This is a genomic window from Actinomycetospora straminea (assembly GCF_028737255.1).
In the GTDB taxonomy this organism is placed as follows: domain Bacteria; phylum Actinomycetota; class Actinomycetes; order Mycobacteriales; family Pseudonocardiaceae; genus Actinomycetospora; species Actinomycetospora straminea.
This window is the reverse complement of the sequence record NZ_JAQZAN010000001.1, coordinates 1-17,861: the sequence shown is the minus strand read 5'-3', so window position 1 is coordinate 17,861 and position 17,861 is coordinate 1. Positions and strand designations below refer to the sequence as shown.

The window sequence follows — 17,861 nt, the reverse complement described above, 5'->3', positions numbered from 1 at the left end:
GCGTCGTCCGGGGCGCTGCGGGGAACGTCGGGGATCGACGGCCCGCGGCGCTGAGCGGCGGGGCAACGGCAGGACCGGCGAGCGGGGAGCGGACATGGCGCGGCGCGAGATCACGGTGTCGGTGGACGTCGACGCCCCGGTCGAGACGGTGTGGGGCGAGGTCACCGACTGGGAGTCCCAGGGCGAGTGGATGCTCGGCACGTCGGTGAAGGTCACGCGCGGCGACGGCACGAGCATCGGCTCGGAGCTGGCCGCGACGACGGGCGTGGGCCCCCTCGGGGTCACCGACACCATGGAGATCGTCGGCTGGGACCCGCCGCACCGCGCGACCGTCCGGCACACCGGCCACGTCGTGCGCGGCAGCGGCGTCTTCACCGTCCTGGAGCGGCGCACCGACGACGGGCGCGAGGCGGCGACGTTCGTGTGGAGCGAGCAGCTCGACCTGCCGCTGGGCCCGCTCGGGGCGCTGGGCTGGCCCGTGGTCAAGCCGGCGTTCGCCTGGGGCCTGCAGCGCTCGCTGCAGGAGCTGGCCCGGCGCTGCGAGCGGGACGCGGCGCGGTGATGGCCACGGTGACGGCCACGGTGACGGCGCGGTGACGGCGTCGTGACCGCGGTGCTGACCGCCGTCGTCGGTGCCGACGGTGTCGGGCGCTGCCCGTGGGGTGCCGGGGACGGGCTGCTCACGGAGTACCACGACAGCGAGTGGGGCCGGGAGCTGCGCGGACGCGACGCGCTCTTCGAGCGGATCAGCCTCGAGGCGTTCCAGTCGGGGCTGTCGTGGCTCGTCGTGCTGCGCAAGCGGCCCGCGTTCCGGGCGGCCTTCGCCGGGTTCGACCCGGAGGCGGTGGCCCGCTTCGGCGACGACGACGTGGCGCGCCTGCTCGCCGACGCCGGCATCGTCCGCAACCGCGCCAAGATCGAGGCGACCGTCGCCAACGCCCGCGCCGTGCTGGGGCTCGCCGAGCGCGGCGAGGACCTCGACACGCTGCTCTGGTCGTTCGCGCCGGCCCCGCGCCCCGCGCCGGCGAGCTTCGCCGACGTGCCCGCGACCACGTCGGAGTCGACGGCGATGGCCAAGGCCCTGCGGGCCCGCGGCTTCCGGTTCGTGGGCCCGACGACGTGCTACGCGATGATGCAGGCGACCGGCATGGTCGACGACCACGTGGCCGGGTGCTTCCGCGCGGCGGGGTCGCCGGAGGCCCCGGACGGTGCCTGACCGGGGAGGACACGCCCGGGTGATCGCTCCGGTGTCGTGCCGGTCGGACCCATAGGGAAGAATCGTCGCCTGTCACACGGCGCGCGCTCCCCGGTCGTCCCTTCGGGCGACGGGAGGGCGAAGACGACCAGTTCGTGGAGGGAGCACGCTATGGCGGCCATGAAGCCCCGGACCGGTGACGGTCCCCTCGAGGTCACCAAGGAGGGGCGCGGCATCGTGATGCGCGTGCCGCTCGAGGGTGGGGGGCGCCTCGTCGTCGAGATGACGGCGGACGAGGCGGGCGACCTGCGGGAGGCCCTGCAGGGCGTGGTCGGCTGAGCACCCCGACGCCCGACGGGCCGGACGGCGCCGCCGGGGCGGAGAGCGAGGGTGCCGCGGACGTGGCCTCCGCGGCCTTCGCCGCCCCGGCGCTGCCCACCCCGCTCGCCGTCCTCACCCCCGAGGCGCCCGCCGGCGCCGTCGCCGTGCTGCGCTGGCGACGGCGTGACGAGCGCACCCCCACCGAGGGCACCACCGAGCACGGCAGCACCGATTCCGGCAGCACCGGGACCGACGCCGACGGCACCGGGAGCGACGACGACGCGCCCTCGGTCGTCGAGGGCGCCCCGCCCGGCTGGCGCCCCTCGCCGGGTGCCGTGGTCGCGCTGCCCGGCGAGGCCCCGGCGAGCTGGCTGGTCGGGGTCGGCGAGGGCCGCGCCCGCGACTGGCGCGCCGCCGGCGCCGCGGCGGTCCGCGCGGTCCGGGACGCGCCGGCGCACGCCCTCGGCGACGCCGTCGCCGACGCCACCCGCAGCGCGCTCCTGCGCCCCGACCGCGACGAGGACCGGCCCGCGACCGCCGACGAGTGGGCCGCGCTGGCCCTCGGCGTCGTCCTCGGCTCGCACCGCTTCACCGTCCGCCCCGACGGCGTCGCGCCGCGCGTGCGCGTGCACCTCGACGTCCCCGCCGAGCACCACGACGCCGTCGAGCGCGCCGTGGAGCTCGCCACCGCGACCGCCCGGGCCCGCGACCTCGCGGACACGCCCTCGGGCGCCAAGTCGCCGGCCTGGTTCGCCGCCACGGCCGGCGAGCTCGTCGCCGACGCCCGCGGCCTCGAGGTCACCGTGCGGGACGAGGACTGGCTCGCCGCGGAGGGGTTCGGCGGCGTGCTCGCCGTGGGCGGTGGCTCGTCGCGCCCGCCGCGGCTGCTCGAGCTGTCCTGGTCGCCGCCGGACGCCGACCCCGCCGCCGGCCACGTCGTGCTCGTCGGCAAGGGCATCACGTTCGACACCGGCGGCATCTCGATCAAGCCGAACGCGGGCATGGCGGACATGCGCACCGACTGCGCCGGCGGCGCGGCGGTCGTCGCCGCCCTGCGCGCCCTGGCCCGGCTGCGCGTGCCGGTGCGGGTGACCGGGCTCGTCCCGCTCGCCGAGAACCACGTCTCGGGCTCGGCGTACCGCCCCGGCGACCTGGTGTGCCACCGCGGGGGCACCACCACCGAGGTGACCAACACCGACGCCGAGGGCCGCATGGTCCTCGCCGACGCGATCGCCTACGCCCTCGAGGTGCTCGGCCCCGACGTCGTCGTCGACGTCGCCACGCTGACCGGGGCGATGAAGGTCGCGCTCGGCGTGCGCACCGGCGGCGTGTTCGCCAGCGAGCCGGCCCTGCGCACCGCGATCGTCGACGCCGGCGCGGCGACGGGGGAGTCGTGGTGGCCGATGCCGCTGTCGGCGGACCTCGACCCCGACGTCGACTCCACCATCGCCGACGTGCGCCAGGCTCCGGGCGGCCCGGGAGGGATCGCGGCGGCCCTGTTCCTGCGCCGCTTCACCGACGGGCAGCCGTGGGCGCACCTCGACATCGCCGGGCCCGCGCGCTGCGACAGCCCGCACGAGGAGGTCGCCAAGGGCGCCACGGGCTTCGCCGCCCGCACGCTCGTGGAGTTCGTCGCCGGACGCGTCTAGCGCCGCGCGGCGCAGAGCAGGCCCTCGGCCACCGGCAGCAGCAGCGGCACGAGGCGCTCGTCCTCCCGCACGAGGCGCACGGTCTCGCGCAGCGCGCCGGCGACCGCCTCGCGGCGCACCGGGTCGGCGACGCGCCCGGACCACAGGACGTCGTCGACGACCACCACCCCGCCCGGGCGCAGCAGGCGCAGCGACGCCTCGAGGTCGCGGGGGAACTCGGTGGTGACGCCGTCGACGACGACGAGGTCGTAGCCGGCGTCGGACAGGCGGGGGAGCACCTGGCGCGACGTGCCCTTGATCATGCGCACCCGGTTCGCCGCGAACCCCGCCTCGACGCAGGCCGCGCGGGCCCGGGCCTGGCGGTCGCCGTCGGGGTCGATGCTGGTCAGCAGCCCGTCGGTGGGCATCCCGCGCAGGAGGGCGACGGTGGCGAGGCCCAGGCCGGTGCCGATCTCGACCACCGCGCGCGCCCGCGTCGACGCCGCGAGGAAGGTCAGCGCCGCGGCGGTGGCGGGCGCGACCGGCACGACGCCCTCCGCGACGGCGCGCTCGCGCAGGCCGGTGACCAGCTCGTCCTCGGCGAGGAACGCCTCCGCGCGCTCGGCGAGACGGGTCCGCGCGCGGGCGCGGGCGGCCTCGGCGTCGGACGCGGCGTCCGGGGCGTCGCCGACGGCCACGGGACCGGTCGCGGCGTCGGGGGTGCGCCGCACGGCCCGCAGCGGACGGGACGGGCCGCGCGCACCGCCGCCCCCTCGCCCCCCGGGGCGTCCCGTCGCCATCCGTGCAGGCTAGAGCGCGGTCCGGGTGCGGGGCGGCGTGCCGCGCCGACACGCCGCCGACACGGACGGGGTGAGGGACGGATCACCGGCCCGTCCCGAAACTCAGGGGTCTCTCAGGCCGACCTCACCCCCGTGACATCACGGGCCGCCACAGTGGTGGCCAGGTCGCCGGGCACCCCCGACCGGCGCCGCCACCGACGAGCCGAGGAGCGCGCCCGCCGATGCCCGATCGCCCCGTCCCCGCCGCCGCCTCCCCCGGTCCGGTGTCCGACGGCGTCCGGCCGTCGCACGGTGGGACGGCCCTGCTCGAGCGTCCCGAGGTCAGCACAGCGGCCGAGCCGTTCGCCGACGGCGGCGAGGCCTGGGTGCCGCCGACCTGGGACGACGTCGTGCGCCAGCACGCCGACCGCGTCTACCGCCTCGCGTACCGCCTGACCGGCGACGCCCACGACGCCGAGGACCTCACGCAGGAGACGTTCATCCGCGTGTTCCGGTCGCTCGCGGGCTACAAGCCCGGCACGTTCGAGGGCTGGCTGCACCGCATCACCACCAACCTCTTCCTCGACATGGTCCGCCGCCGCGCCCGCCTGCGGATGGAGGGCCTGCCCGAGGACACCGACCGCCTGCCCGGCGGCGGCCCCGACCCCGAGCAGGTCTGGTCCGACGCCCACCTCGACCCCGACCTGCAGGCCGCGCTCGACGCCCTGGCGCCCGAGTTCCGCGCCGCCGTCGTGCTCTGCGACGTGGAAGGTCTCTCGTACGAGGAGATCGCGGCGACGCTCGGTGTCAAACTGGGAACCGTGCGAAGCCGCATCCACCGTGGGCGCCAGGCGCTGCGCGCCGCGCTCGAGTCCCGTGCCGCCGACCGGGTCGGCGCCGGCCCACGGAGGTCGCCGGGGAGGTCGCTGTGATCTCCGGGCGCACGGGGGGCTGGCCGCGTCGGTTCACCGACGCCGGCCACCTCGCGCTCGACGCCGTCGTCGCGTTCGTCGACGACGAGCTCCCGCCCGGGCCGGCCCGCCGGGCCGCCGCGCACGTCGACCACTGCCTGTCCTGCGCCGCCGAGGTCGCCGCGCAGCGCCAGGCGCGCCGGCGGGTCCGCGCCGCCGGGGGGCCGGCCGTGCCGAGCTCGCTGCTCAGCGCCCTGTGCTCGATCCCCCACGCCGCCCCGCTGCCCGAGCCGCCCGCCGGGCTGGCCGTGGGCCCCGACGGCGAGCTCGTCGTCCCCGCCGAGACCCCGCGCGGCCGCCGCGCGCGGCGCCGGAGTCTCGGCGTGCCCGTGGCCCTGAGCTCCGGGGTGGTCGTCGGCGCCGCCGCGCTGGCCGCCCTCTCCGGGCCCGCCGTCGTGTCGGGCACCGCGCCCGCGTCCTCGCCGGGCGCGCCCGTCGTCGTCGCGCCCACCGTCACCCCCACCGCCGCGGCCGCCGACCTCGCCGTCCGCGCGCGCACCGCCACCTCCCCGGCGCCGGGCCTGCCCGGACCCGGCGCTCCCTGACCCGCCCCCTGACGGGCCCTTCACCACGCCGGTCGCACGCTGTGACCGTGTCGACGCGTGACGCGGGCCGAGGCTCTACGGTGGAGGGGCGATGAGCACCACCGTTGAGCCCGGGCCGCGGCCCGCCGCCCCCCGCGGGGAGGCGTCATGAGCGGACCCACCGACCCGCGCCCCGACCCGACCCCCGAGACCGGGCACGGCCCTGACGCCGGCCCTGGCTCCGGCAACGGCTCCGGCAACGGCTCCGGCCCGAGCAACGGCCACGGCCCGAGCAACGGCCACCCCGCCGACGGGTACGGCCCCGGCCACGGCCAGGCGCCGACCAACGGGCACGGCACCAACGGCGCCGCGCACCCGAACGGCGCCCCCCCGAACGGCGCCCTCCCGAACGGCGCCCTCCCGAACGGCGCCCTCCCGAACGGCGCCCACCCGAACGGCACCGTCCCCGCGAACGGCACCGTCCCCGCGAACGGCGCCGCCCACCCGAACGGCCACGCCCCCGACGAGCGGGAGCTCGCCGCCGTCTTCGGCCGGCCCGCGGGGGTCGAGGGCGGCTTCGGCGCCCGCAACGGTGACGCCGGCCGGCGCCCGACGGGGCACCGTGACGCCCCCGCCCCGGCGCTGACCGCGGCGTTCGGGCGCCCCGAGGGCGGCGCCGCGACGTCGCTGCAGCGCCCCGACCGGCCCCCGGAGCGCTCCACCGACGGGCCCGACGACTTCTGGGCGGGCGGGACCGCGACCGCCGACCCCTGGCGCGACCCCGGCACGGGCGCCGAGCTCGGCGGCCCCGCGCTGGGCGAGTCCCGGCCCGGCGAGGCGGCCCGCCCCGTGGGCCCGCGCCTGTCGGCCCGCGAGCTGATCCTCGGCCGCCGGGTGCAGCCGACCGCGCTGGCCCTGCTCGCCGCCGTGGCGCTGCTGCTCGGCGGGGTCGGGGGCGTGGCCGGCTGGGCGGTCGCGGGTGGTGCGGACAGCCTCGTCGACCCGGGAGCCACGCTGACCCCGGTCGAGACCGGCCGCGAGCGCCCCCCGGGCTCGGTGGCCGAGGTGGCGGGCCGTGTGACGTCGGCGGTGGTGTCGCTCGAGCTGCAGGCCGGCACCAGCGGCGGCACGGGGTCGGGCGTCGTGCTCAGCCCCGACGGCTACATCGTCACCAACAACCACGTCGTCGAGCTCGCCGCCACCGACCCGCGCGCCACCCTCGAGGCCGTCTTCGCCTCCGGGCTGCGGGCGCCCGCGCGCGTCGTCGGCCGCGACCCGCAGACCGACATCGCCGTGGTCAAGGTGGACATCGCGAACCCCGTCGTCGCCCAGCTCGGGCGCTCGTCCGACCTGCGCGTCGGCGACGGCGTCATCGCGATCGGCTCGCCGCTCGGCCTCGCGGGCACGGTCACCGAGGGCATCGTCAGCTCGGTCGACCGCCCGGTGCGGCTCGACGCCGAGTCGGCCGAGGCCAACCCCGTCATCGACGCCATCCAGACCGACGCCGCCATCAACCCCGGGAACTCCGGTGGTGCGCTCGTCGACACCTCCGGGGCCGTCGTCGGCATCAACACCGCGATCCGGACCCTCGGCGGCGGTGAGGGCGGATCGATCGGCCTCGGCTTCGCCATCCCGATCGACGACGTCCGCGTCATCGCCGAGTCGATCATCCGCACCGGCGGCTACACCCACAGCGACCTCGGGGTGAACGCGAAGTCGGTCACGGACGGCACCGCGGACGGTGCGCAGGTGCTCAACGTGCGCCAGGGTGGACCCGCGTCGCGCGCCGGGCTGCTGGAGGGCGACGTGGTCCTGCGGGTCGACGACCGGCCCATCGCGTCCGCCGACGAGCTCGTCGTGGCCGTGCGGGAGCACCCGCCGGGCCAGGTGATCACCCTCGGCGTGGTGCGCCAGGGCCGTCCGCTGACGCTGCAGGTCACGCTCTAGGGGGCAGGGGTGTTCGACAACGTCGGCTGGCCCGAGCTGCTCGTCCTCGCGCTCGTCGGGCTGTTCGTCCTCGGACCCGAGCGTCTCCCGGCCGCCGCGGCGTGGGTGGCGAACACCGTGCGCACGATCCGCGACTACGCGACCGGCGCGCGCGACCAGCTGCGCCAGGAGCTCGGGCCGGAGTTCGACGAGCTCCGCAAGCCGCTCGAGGACCTGCGCTCGGTGCGGGACCTGAACCCCCGCCGGGCGGTCCGCCAGCACCTGTTCACCGAGCCGCCCGCCGACGGCACCTGGAGCGGGTCCCCGACGCCGGGGACGACCGCGAGCACGTCCGCGAGCACGACCGCGAGCACGACCGCCGGCACCACCGGGTCGGTGCCCGCCACGCCGGCACCGACCGTCCGCCGCCCCGAGGCCGCCCGCCCGCTGGGCCCGGGCGAGATCGCCCCGGTGGACCCCGACGCCACCTGAGGGCGCGCCCGTGTCCCTCCTCACGAGGTGCTCGGGGGCACGGGGTGGCGGCGGACCGGCTGTTACCGTCGATCAACGTGCTCGCGTCCCACCGTGAGCCGGTGCGCCGCCGGGTCCTGGAGGCGGCCCACCGGCTCGACTCCGACCCGCGCCTCCTCGCCGCGCTCGAGTGGGCGCGCTCCCGGCTGCCCGGCGACGCCACGTACGGCGACCCCCTGTCCACCGGGGACGACGCCGTCGGCCGGCTCGCGGCCCAGCTCGCCCCGCTGGCGGCGACCCGCCCGAGCGTGCTGCGCGAGGTCGGGCTGACCGCGCTACAGGTGTGGCAGGCGCACGCCGGGGTCGAGGAGCAGCACAGCGACGAGCACGTCGTCGTCCTGTTCACCGACCTCGCCGGGTTCTCCGACTGGACCCTCGAGGTCGGCGACGACGTGGCGGTGACCGCGCTGCGGCGGGTCGGCGCGGCCGTCGAGCCCCTCGTGCGCCGGCGCGGGCGCGTCGTCAAGCGGCTCGGCGACGGGCTGATGGCCGTGCACCCGACCGTCGAGGACGCGGTCGAGGTGGCGCTGGCGGCGCGCGACGCCGTCGGCGAGCTCGAGGTCGACGGGCACCGCCTGGCCCTGCGCGCGGGCGTGCACGTCGGGACCCCGCAGCAGCTCGGCGGCGACTACTACGGCCGCGACGTCAACATCGCCGCCCGGATCACCGACGCCGCCGGACCGGGCGAGGTGTGCGTCTCCAGCACCAGCCGCGAGTTCCTCGACGCCGAGCGCTTCGCGGCGTTCCCCCTGAGCGGGCGGCGCGGCAAGGGTGTGCCGCCCGACATCACCCCGTGGCGGATCGGTCGTCGTCCGGGTGGGCCTCGCGGCTGAGCGGGTTCGCCCGCATCCCGCCGGCCGGGTCGAGGCGTCCGAGGATCGCCGCGGTGACGCAGGCCAGCGACGAGACGCCCTCGTCGTCGAGCGCGTCGAAGATCAGCCGGCGGACCTCCGCGGCGTGCCCGGGTGCGGTCTCGCGGACCTTCTCCATGCCCGCCTCGGTGAGCCGCGCGACGGTCACCCGCCCGCTCTCCGGCGACGGCTCGCGCGTCACCCAGCCCTGCTGCTCGAGGCGCGCCACGACGTGCGAGAGTCGCGAGAGCGACGAGTTCACGGTGGCCGCCAGGGCGCTCATGGGCAGCGTGCGCCCGGGCGTCTCGGAGAGCATCGCCAGCGTCAGGTACGAGAACTGGGTCAGGCCGGCGTCACGCTGGAGCTGGGCGTCGAGCGCGGCGGGCAGCAGCGTCATCACCGCGGCCGTCCGGCGCCAGGCCCGCTGCTCCGCGTCGTCGAGCCAGGGCGAGTCGTCCATGGCCCCACTTTACTTGATGCTTCAACCCAAAGCAGGTAGATTCGGCGGTTGAATCATCAAGCGAGGAGTAGGCCATGGATCCGTTCGCCACCGCCCACCCGGGAGCGGCGTTCGACGCGTACGAGCCGGCCGCGCGGGAGCGTGCCACCCGCCGCGCGCCGTGGACCCCGCAGGACGGGCCGCTGCCCGCGCTCTACGTCAGCCACGGGGCGCCGCCGCTGTTCGACGACGCGGAGTGGATGACGCGCCTGGGCGCCTGGGCGGACACGCTGCCGACGCCGCGCGCGATCCTCATCGTCTCGGCGCACTGGGAGTCCGCGCCGCTGACGCTCTTGAGCCCCGAGGCCGGCACCCCGCTCGTGTACGACTTCGGCGGGTTCGCGGAGCGCTTCTACCGCATGACCTACGCGACGCCCGACGCCTCCGCGCTCGCCGCCCGCGTCGCGGCGACGCTGCCCGACGGCGAGCCGGTGCACACCTCGCGCCGCGGGCTCGACCACGGGGCCTGGGTGCCGCTCAAGGTCATGTACCCGCTCGGCGACGTCCCGGTCCTGCAGATGAGCCTGCCCACGGAGGAGCCGGACCGCCTGCTCGCCATCGGCACCCGCCTGCGCGAGCTGCGCAGCGAGGGCGTGCTCGTCATCGGCTCGGGCTTCATGACCCACGGCCTGCCGTTCCTGACCCGCGACATGCTCGGCGGGAAGGAGACCCCGGGCTGGACCGGCGAGTTCGACGCCTGGGCCGCCGAGGCGCTCGACCGCGGCGACCTCGAGACCCTCCACCGCTTCCGCCAGGCCCCGGGCATGCCCTACGCGCACCCGACGGCCGAGCACTTCGTGCCGCTGTTCGTCACCCTGGGCGCGGCCACCGACCCCGAGGCCCCGGTGACGACGACGATCGACGGCACCATGTGGGGCCTGTCCCGCCGGTCGCTGCAGGTGGCCTGACGGTCACGGGAAACGCTCTGGCGCGCGCCGGCGCCGGGGGAGCATGCTGGCTCCGTCCGGGGAGGTCGATCCCCGGGGAACCGTTCGAGGAGTGAACGCCATGGCCGCCCGCACGGGCGCCATGAAGGGCGCCGTCCGACGCACCTCCTGGTGACGCCGACCGGCTCGTGACGAGTGCTGCGCGCACCAGGGCTCCTGCCCGCCGTCGCCCGACGGCGGCTCCTCGAAGGGCCTCCTCCGTTGCTCGCTGCTGTTCCCACCCCTGACCACACCACCCTCACCCGCTACGGCTGGGACGACGCGTGGGCCGCGCTCGTGCCCGGGTCGGCCGACGGCGCCGCGCCCGGGCGGGTCGCCCGCGTCGACCGCGGTCGGGTCGACGTCCTCACCGCCGACGACCGCGTCCACGCCGACCCGCGCGGTCACGCCCTCGCCGTCGGCGACTGGGTCCTCGTCGGTGACGGCACCGTCACCGCGGTGCTGCCCCGGCGCACCGCCCTCGTCCGCGCCACGGTCTCCGGGCGCTCCGACGCGCAGGTCCTCGCCGCCAACGTCGACACGGTCCTGGTCACCGTGCCCCTCGACACCGGGCTGCGGACCGGCCGCGTCGAACGCCTGCTCGCCCTCGCGTGGGAGAGCGGGGCGACGCCCGTCGTCGTCCTCACGAAGATCGACCGGGACGGCGAGGCGCTGGTCGACGCGCTCGGGGACCTCGCCGTCGCGGCCCCCGGCGTCGACGTCGTGCCCGTCAGCGCCGTGACCGGCGACGGGCTCGCCGAGGTCGCGGCCGCCGCCCGCGGCACCACGGTCCTCGTCGGGCCCTCGGGCGCCGGCAAGTCCACGCTCGCCAACGCGCTGCTCGGCGCCGAGACGATGGCCACCGGGGCGGTCCGCGCCGTCGACGGGAAGGGCCGCCACACCACGGTGCACCGCGAGCTGCTGCCCCTGCCCGGCGGCGGGGTGCTCGTCGACACCCCGGGCCTGCGGGCGGTGGGCGTCCGCGACGCGGCCGAGGGCATCGACCGCGCCTTCGCCGACGTCGTCGAGCTCGCCGAGGCGTGCCGGTTCGCCGACTGCGCCCACGACCGCGAGCCCGGCTGCGCGGTGCAGGACGCCGTCGGGGGCGGGACGCTCCCGGCGCGGCGGCTCGAGGCCTACCGCAAGCTCGTGCGCGAGGACGAGTGGGCGGCGGCGCGCACCGACGCCCGGCTCGCGGCCGAGCGTCGGGGGCGCTGGAAGCAGGTCACCAAGGACCAGCGCGCGGCGTACCGGGCGCGGGGGCGGTGACCGGCGTGCTGCAGCGAACGCGCTGTTCGTACGCGTAGAGGCAGCGAACAGCGCATTCGCCCGCCGGAGGCGAACGCGAGCCCGCGAGCGAACGCGGACTTCGTACGCCTAGAGGCAGCGAACAGCGCGTTCGCTGCGACCCGGACGGCGACCGACGCGGGGAGGTGACTAGCGGCCCGCGGGCGAGATGTTGAGCGACATGCCCGCGAGGCCGCGCGAGCGCACCGAGAGCTTCTCGGCGACGGCGCGCAGGGCGGCGCCGGCGGCGGACTCCGGCTGGCTGAGCACCAGCGGGACGCCGGCGTCGCCGCCCTCGCGCAGGCGGGTGTCGATCGGGATCTGGCCCAGCAGCGGCACGTTCCCGCCCACCGACTTCGCCAGCGAGTCGGCCACGGCCTGCCCGCCGCCCGACCCGAACAGGTCGAGGCGCGAGCCGTCGGGCATGTCCATCCACGACATGTTCTCGACGACCCCGGCCAGGCGCTGGCGGGTCTGCAGCGAGATGGCGCCGGCGCGCTCGGCGACCTCGGCGGCGGCCTGCTGCGGCGTGGTGACGACGAGCAGCTCGGCGCTCGGGATCAGCTGCGCGACCGAGATGGCGATGTCGCCGGTGCCCGGGGGCAGGTCGAGCAGCAGGATGTCGAGGTCGCCCCAGAAGACGTCGGCGAGGAACTGCTGCAGGGCGCGGTGCAGCATCGGGCCGCGCCAGACGACCGGGGTGTTGCCCGGGGTGAACATGCCGATCGAGATGACCTTCACGCCGTGGGCCTGCGGCGGGAGGATCATGTCGTCGACCTTGGTGGGCCGGTCGTCGGTGCCGAGCATGCGCGGCACCGAGTGGCCGTAGATGTCGGCGTCGACCACGCCGACCGACAGGCCGCGGTCGGCCATCGCGGCGGCCAGGTTGACCGTCACCGACGACTTGCCGACCCCGCCCTTGCCCGACGCGACGGCGTAGACGCGCGTCAGCGAGCCGGGCTGGGCGAACGGGATGACGGGCTCGTCGGCGTCGCCGCGCACCGTCTTGCGCAGCTCGCGGCGCTGCTCGTCGTTCATGACGTCGAGGTCGACCGACACGGCGGTGACACCCGAGACGGCGGACACCGCCGAGGTGACCCGCTGGGTGATCGTCTCCTTCATCGGGCAGCCGGCCACGGTGAGGTAGACGCCGATCTCGACCTTGCCGTGGTCGAGGACGTTGATGTCCTTGACCATGCCCAGCTCGGTGATCGGGCGGTGGATCTCGGGATCCTCGACGCCGGCCAGTGCTGACCGGATCGCGTCGACGGATGGTGCTGCGGCCATCGGACCCTTCTCGACATCTCGAGGACACCCGGGCCCACGCACCGCGGGGGACCCGCCGGGGCACCGGGGCGGAGGCGTGAGGCCCCCGTCGGCTCACCCCCATGCTACGTGCCGGTCACCCGCGGGGCTCCGGCACGGCAGGCGGTGCGCGTCACGCCCCGTGCGCGGGCGATGACGGCACCGGGAGCACACTCAGCGCCCGTTGGTCCGCTCGCCCTCCGCGGCGAGGGCCCGCTGCTCGAGGGCACGGACCAGGGCACGCTCCACGGCGTCGTCGAGCGTGCGGTTGACCGCGCGGTCCACGGCCTTGGTGACCGCCTTCTCCAGGGCCTTGTCCGGCTTGCCCGACCGGTCGCCCTCCCGGGCGCCGTCCCGGATGCCGCGGGCCTGCTCCAGCTCGCCGCGCAGGTAGTCGCGGGTGACGACCTCGCCGAGCTGCAGCCGCATCGACGCCAGCTCGCGGGCGAGGTACTCGGTCTCGGCCGAGAGCCGCCCGGCGCGGGTGCGGTCCTCCTCGAGGGAGACGCGGTCGCGGTCGTCCTGGCGGTTCTGCGCCAGCAGGATCAGCGGCGCGGCGTACGCGGCCTGCGTCGAGAACGCGAGGTTGAGCAGGATGAACGGGTAGGGGTCCCACTGCAGGCTGATCGCGAAGACGTTGAGCGTGATCCAGGTGACGACGATCACCGACTGCCACAGCAGGAACGTCCCGGTGCCGAGGAAGCGGGCGAGGCGCTCGGCGACGCGCGCGAACCACTCGGTGTCGACGGTGAGGCGGATGCGGCGGGTGCCGGCGGGCTGGTCGAGGCGCCGGCGGGTGGTGGGCTCAGGCACGACCGCCTCCTGCCGGCGCGACCGGCGGGGCCGGTGCCGTCCGGCCCGGTTCCGGGTCGGGCTGCGAGCGCCAGTCCTCGGGCAGCAGGTGGTCGAGGACGTCGTCGACGGTGACGGCGCCGACCAGGTGCCCGCCCTCGTCGATGACGGGCCCGCAGACGAGGTTGTAGGTCGCGAAGTAGCGGGTGACCTCGGCGAGCGACGCCTCGGGCCCCAGCCGCGTGAGCTCGGCGTCGAGCACGCCCGCGACCAGCTCCGACGGCGCCTCGCGCAGCAGCCGCTGGGCGTGCACGCAGCCGAGGTAGCGCCCGGTCGGCGTGGCGGTGGGCGGCCGGCAGACGAACACCATCGACGCCAGCGCCGGGGTGATGTCGGGGTTGCGGACGTGGGCGAGCGCCTCGGCGATCGTCGCGCCGGGCTGGAGCACGATCGGCTCGGGCGTCATGAGCCCGCCCGCCGTGTCCGACGAGTAGGTCAGCAGGCGGCGGACCGGCTCGGACTCCTCGGGCTCCATGAGACCGAGCAACTCCTCGGACTCGGCGCCGGGGAGGTCCGCGAGCAGGTCGGCGGCGTCGTCGGGGTCCATCTCCTCGAGCACGTCGGCGGCGCGCTCGGTGGACAGGTGGCGCAGGAGGTCCTGCTGCTCGGACGACGGGAGCTCCTCGAGCACGTCGGCGAGCCGGTCGTCGCCCAGGCCGTCGGCGACGTCGTGGCGGCGACGCTGCGGCAGGTCCATCAGCGCGTGCGCGATGTCGGCCGGGCGCATGTCCTCGAACGTCGAGAGCAGCTGCTCGGTGCCCTGCCCGGTCTCCGAGAGCGAGAGCCCGGAGATCGCCGCCCACGGCAGCACCTGCACGGGGCCCCGCCGGCCCAGCCGCCCGACCAGCTCGCGCACCGCCAGGCGCGTGACCAGCCAGTCGCGGCTGCGCTGGTGCTCCATGAGCACGTCGACGACCTGCGCGTCGGCGTCGTGGTCGACCACCCGCACGCGGGCGTCGAGCATCTCGCCGACGACGAGCACCTCGTTGGGGCGCTGGGCGAAGGCCCGCAGGTTGACCTGCCCCGTCGCGAGCGTGACCGCCGCCGCGTCCACCGCCGTCACCCGCAGCATCGGCACGAAGATCCGCCGCCGCGAGCCCACCCCGACGACGAGGCCGAGCACGCGAGGTGGCCGCGGGCCGACCGCGACCGCGCACACCGCGTCGCGCACGCGGCCGATCCGCTCGCCGTCCGGGCCCAGGACGGGCAGCCCGACCATGCGGGCCACGAACACCCTGGACATGGCGGTAGTCACGGCAGCAGGTTAACGGTCGCGCGCCGCCGGTCGTGCCGTGCGGCTGGATCGAGTCACCGGTGAGAGGGTCGCCACCTCGGCCGATGCGCCGTGACCGTCCGTGTCAGCATCGGCGGCCAGTGTCGACGAGGAGGTCAGCAGTCTCGTGAGTGTCGTGAACCGCCCCCGCCGGTCGTGCCTGGCGGTGCCCGGGTCGAGCCAGAAGTTCATCGACAAGGCCCGCACCCTGCCCGCCGACCAGGTCTTCCTCGACCTCGAGGACGCCTGCGCGCCGCTGGTGAAGCCCGAGGCCCGCAAGACGATCGTGGCCGCGCTCAACGAGGGCGGCTGGGAGGGCAAGACGCGCGTCGTGCGCGTCAACGACTGGACCACCGAGTGGACCTACCGCGACGTCACCGAGGTCGTGGAGGGCGCCGGGGCCAACCTCGACGCGATCATGCTGCCGAAGGTCCAGACGCCCGAGCAGGTCCACGCGCTCGACATGCTGCTCACGCAGATCGAGAAGACGATGGGCCTCGAGGTCGGCCGGCTGGGCATCGAGGCGCAGATCGAGAACGCGCGCGGGCTCAACAACGTGGTCGCGATCGCCGAGTCGAGCCCGCGCCTGGAGACCATCGTCTTCGGCCCGGCCGACTTCATGGCCTCGATCAACATGAAGTCGCTGGTCGTCGGCGAGCAGCCCCCCGGCTACACCGAGGGCGACGCCTACCACTACATCCTCATGCAGATCCTCATGGCCGCGCGGGCCAACGACCTGCAGGCCATCGACGGCCCCTACCTGCAGATCCGCGACGTCGACGGCTTCCGCCGCGTCGCGAACCGCGCCGCCGCGCTCGGCTACGACGGCAAGTGGGTGCTCCACCCCGGCCAGATCGACGCCGCGAACGAGACCTTCTCGCCGTCGCAGGAGGACTACGACCACGCCGAGAACATCCTCGACGCCTACGACTGGTTCACCTCGGAGGCGGGCGGCGCCAAGGGCTCCGCGATGCTCGGCGACGAGATGATCGACGAGGCGTCGCGCAAGATGGCGCTGGTCATCGCGGGCAAGGGCCGCGCGGCGGGCATGTCCCGCGGCGAGCGGTGGACGCCGCCGGAGAGCTGAGCACACACTCGTCGGTAACTTCTACGCAGCAGGAGCACCACGCATGGCACGCCTCGCCCAGACCGCCGGCCTGACCGATGTGCAGCAGGAGATCCTCTCCACGGTCCGCGACTTCGTGGACAAGGAGATCATCCCGCACGCGCAGCAGCTCGAGCACGACGACGTCTACCCGCAGGACATCGTCGACGGGATGAAGGAGATGGGCCTGTTCGGGCTCATGATCCCGGAAGAGTACGACGGTCTGGGCGAGTCGCTGCTGACCTACGCGCTGGTCGTCGAGCAGATCGCGCGCGGGTGGATGAGCGTCTCGGGCGTCATCAACACCCACTTCATCGTCGCCTACATGCTGCGCCAGCACGGCACGCCCGAGCAGAAGGCGCACTACCTGCCGAAGATGGCGACCGGGGAGATCACCGGGTCGTTCTCGATGTCCGAGCCCGACCTCGGCTCCGACGTCGCGGCCATCAAGACCAGCGCCAAGGCCGACGGCGACGACTACGTCGTCAACGGCGCCAAGATGTGGCTGACCAACGGCGGGTCGTCGAACCTGTCGGCGGTGCTGGTCAAGACCGACGAGGGCGCCGAGAAGCCGTACCAGAACCTGACGACGATCCTCGTCGACAAGGAGCGCGGCTTCGGGAAGGTCGCCGAGGGCCTCAGCATCCCCGGCAAGATCGACAAGATGGGCTACAAGGGCGTCGACACCACCGAGATGGTGTTCGACGGCTTCCGCATCCCGCAGTCGCAGGTGCTGGGCCACGCACCCGGCAAGGGCTTCGCGCAGATGATGGACGGCGTCGAGGTCGGCCGCGTCAACGTCGCCGCCCGCGCCTGCGGCATCGCGATCCGCGCCTTCGAGCTCGGCATCGAGTACGCCCAGCAGCGCTCCACGTTCGGCAAGCCGATCGCCCAGCACCAGGCGATCTCGTTCAAGCTCGCCGAGATGGCCACCAAGGTCGAGGCCGCGCACCACATGATGGTCAACGCCGCGCGCCTCAAGGACCGCGGCGAGCGCAACGACGTCGAGGCCGGGATGGCCAAGATGATCGCCTCGGAGTACTGCAAGGAGGTCACCGAGGAGTCGTTCCGCATCCACGGCGGCTACGGCTACTCGAAGGAGTACGAGATCGAGCGCCTCATGCGCGAGGCGCCGTTCCTGCTCATCGGCGAGGGCACCTCGGAGATCCAGAAGACGATCATCAGCCGCGGGCTGCTCAAGGACTACAAGCTGCGCTGATCGGCGGTACCGTCCTCCGTCACACCGGTACCGGCCCGGGCACTCCCGGGCCGCGTCCCGCGTTGTACGGGACGCCAACCGTCGAGAGGACAGCGAGGAATCGTCGTGACTGCGCCGTTCACCGGCCGACCCGGTACCCAGCCCGGGCTGCCCAACCTCCCCGAGCCGCCGTCCGGCTGGCCGGTGGGCTCCTACGCCAAGTACGAGGAAGCCCAGCGCGCGGTCGACCACCTGGCGGACAACGACTTCCCCGTCGCCGACGTGACCATCGTCGGCGTCGACCTCATGCTCGTCGAGCGGGTCATCGGTCGCCTGACCTGGGGGCGCGTGCTGCTCACGGGCGCGGCGTCCGGGGCGTGGCTGGGTCTGTTCGTGGGCCTGGTGCTCTCGCTGCTCTCGCCCACCGGCGGCCTCGCCTCGATCCTGACCGGCCTGGTCATCGGCATCGTGTTCGGCGTGGTCTCGGGCGCCATCACCTACGGCGCCTCCCGCGGCCGGCGCGACTTCACCTCGCAGAGCCAGATCGTGGCCGGGCGCTACGACGTCCTCTGCCAGCCCCGCAACGCCGAGAAGGCCCGCGACATGCTCGGCAAGCTGGCCATGGGCACCGAGGGCTGACTGTGAGGGTGGGCCCGCCGTCCTGATCACCTGGTGATGGGGTGGTGACCG

Annotated in this window: 19 protein-coding genes; 14 read left to right on the top strand and 5 right to left on the bottom strand. The window is 75.4% G+C overall.

The features are described from left to right. Positions 1-94 precede the first annotated feature (94 nt). The 4 genes from PH190_RS00095 to PH190_RS00080 all read left to right on the top strand — a co-directional run bounded on the left by PH190_RS00095 (position 95) and on the right by PH190_RS00080 (position 3,165). On the top strand, positions 95-562 hold the full coding sequence (locus tag PH190_RS00095; protein ID WP_274229469.1) for an SRPBCC family protein: 468 nt from the start codon (positions 95-97) through the stop codon (positions 560-562). A 51-nt stretch (positions 563-613) separates the two neighbouring features. Next, positions 614-1,216, top strand: coding sequence for a DNA-3-methyladenine glycosylase I (locus tag PH190_RS00090; RefSeq protein ID WP_274230033.1), 603 nt, complete (start codon positions 614-616; stop codon positions 1,214-1,216). Positions 1,217-1,366: 150 nt separating this feature from the next. Next, positions 1,367-1,534, top strand: a complete 168-nt coding sequence (locus PH190_RS00085; RefSeq protein ID WP_133827309.1) for a DUF3117 domain-containing protein — start codon at positions 1,367-1,369, stop codon at positions 1,532-1,534. Positions 1,535-1,596: 62 nt separating this feature from the next. Then, entirely contained in the window at positions 1,597-3,165 is a 1,569-nt protein-coding gene (locus PH190_RS00080; RefSeq protein WP_274229468.1) for a leucyl aminopeptidase family protein, read from the top strand. On the opposite strand, the gene PH190_RS00075 is transcribed toward PH190_RS00080, so the two are convergent. Beyond that, a complete protein-coding gene (locus PH190_RS00075) occupies positions 3,162-3,875 on the bottom strand; it encodes an O-methyltransferase (protein WP_274229467.1) in 714 nt (237 codons plus the stop codon). The two genes, PH190_RS00080 and PH190_RS00075, sit on opposite strands and share 4 nt — an antisense overlap. Before the next feature lie 290 nt (positions 3,876-4,165). On the opposite strand from PH190_RS00075, the gene sigE reads away from it, so the two are divergent. The 5 genes from sigE (at position 4,166) to PH190_RS00050 (ending at position 8,708) form a co-directional block, all read left to right on the top strand. Continuing rightward, positions 4,166-4,855 carry an RNA polymerase sigma factor SigE gene (gene sigE, locus PH190_RS00070; protein WP_274229466.1) on the top strand — a complete coding sequence of 230 codons (690 nt, stop codon included), beginning with the start codon at positions 4,166-4,168 and terminating at the stop codon, positions 4,853-4,855. Further along, positions 4,852-5,439: a zf-HC2 domain-containing protein gene (locus PH190_RS00065; protein WP_274229465.1), complete on the top strand. Its 588-nt coding sequence runs from the start codon at positions 4,852-4,854 to the stop codon at positions 5,437-5,439. Before sigE ends, PH190_RS00065 begins: the two co-directional genes overlap by 4 nt. Before the next feature lie 147 nt (positions 5,440-5,586). Beyond that, entirely contained in the window at positions 5,587-7,365 is a 1,779-nt protein-coding gene (locus tag PH190_RS00060; protein WP_274229464.1) for a trypsin-like peptidase domain-containing protein, read from the top strand. Between the two features lie 9 nt (positions 7,366-7,374). Continuing rightward, entirely contained in the window at positions 7,375-7,836 is a 462-nt protein-coding gene (tatB, locus tag PH190_RS00055) for a Sec-independent protein translocase protein TatB (protein ID WP_274229463.1), read from the top strand. Between the two features lie 77 nt (positions 7,837-7,913). Continuing rightward, positions 7,914-8,708, top strand: coding sequence for an adenylate/guanylate cyclase domain-containing protein (locus PH190_RS00050; RefSeq protein ID WP_274229462.1), 795 nt, complete (start codon positions 7,914-7,916; stop codon positions 8,706-8,708). Here PH190_RS00050 and PH190_RS00045 read toward each other — a convergent pair. Beyond that, the gene (locus PH190_RS00045; RefSeq protein ID WP_274229461.1) at positions 8,662-9,186 is read right to left on the bottom strand and encodes a MarR family winged helix-turn-helix transcriptional regulator; all 525 of its coding nucleotides are present in this window, start codon (positions 9,184-9,186) and stop codon (positions 8,662-8,664) included. The two genes, PH190_RS00050 and PH190_RS00045, sit on opposite strands and share 47 nt — an antisense overlap. A 74-nt stretch (positions 9,187-9,260) precedes the next feature. Between PH190_RS00045 and PH190_RS00040 the strand changes: the two genes are divergently transcribed. After that, complete coding sequence (locus PH190_RS00040) at positions 9,261-10,133, top strand: dioxygenase family protein (RefSeq protein WP_274229460.1); 873 nt, start codon at positions 9,261-9,263, stop codon at positions 10,131-10,133. Between the two features lie 240 nt (positions 10,134-10,373). Beyond that, entirely contained in the window at positions 10,374-11,420 is a 1,047-nt protein-coding gene (rsgA, locus tag PH190_RS00035) for a ribosome small subunit-dependent GTPase A (protein ID WP_274229459.1), read from the top strand. Positions 11,421-11,588: 168 nt separating this feature from the next. On the opposite strand, the gene PH190_RS00030 is transcribed toward rsgA, so the two are convergent. The 3 genes from PH190_RS00030 to PH190_RS00020 all read right to left on the bottom strand — a co-directional run bounded on the left by PH190_RS00030 (position 11,589) and on the right by PH190_RS00020 (position 14,838). Further along, positions 11,589-12,725: an Mrp/NBP35 family ATP-binding protein gene (locus PH190_RS00030; RefSeq protein WP_274229458.1), complete on the bottom strand. Its 1,137-nt coding sequence runs from the start codon at positions 12,723-12,725 to the stop codon at positions 11,589-11,591. 192 nt (positions 12,726-12,917) lie between these two features. Next, on the bottom strand, positions 12,918-13,556 hold the full coding sequence (locus tag PH190_RS00025; protein ID WP_274229457.1) for a DUF1003 domain-containing protein: 639 nt from the start codon (positions 13,554-13,556) through the stop codon (positions 12,918-12,920). Then, positions 13,549-14,838, bottom strand: coding sequence for a magnesium transporter MgtE N-terminal domain-containing protein (locus tag PH190_RS00020; RefSeq protein WP_274229456.1), 1,290 nt, complete (start codon positions 14,836-14,838; stop codon positions 13,549-13,551). Before PH190_RS00020 ends, PH190_RS00025 begins: the two co-directional genes overlap by 8 nt. A gap of 157 nt (positions 14,839-14,995) precedes the next feature. On the opposite strand from PH190_RS00020, the gene PH190_RS00015 reads away from it, so the two are divergent. The 3 genes from PH190_RS00015 (at position 14,996) to PH190_RS00005 (ending at position 17,810) form a co-directional block, all read left to right on the top strand. Further along, positions 14,996-15,955, top strand: a complete 960-nt coding sequence (locus PH190_RS00015) for an HpcH/HpaI aldolase/citrate lyase family protein (RefSeq protein ID WP_274229455.1) — start codon at positions 14,996-14,998, stop codon at positions 15,953-15,955. 43 nt (positions 15,956-15,998) lie between these two features. Then, entirely contained in the window at positions 15,999-17,192 is a 1,194-nt protein-coding gene (locus PH190_RS00010) for an acyl-CoA dehydrogenase family protein (protein ID WP_274229454.1), read from the top strand. Between the two features lie 105 nt (positions 17,193-17,297). Beyond that, the gene (locus PH190_RS00005; RefSeq protein ID WP_274229453.1) at positions 17,298-17,810 is read left to right on the top strand and encodes a YflT domain-containing protein; all 513 of its coding nucleotides are present in this window, start codon (positions 17,298-17,300) and stop codon (positions 17,808-17,810) included. Positions 17,811-17,861: the final 51 nt, after the last annotated feature.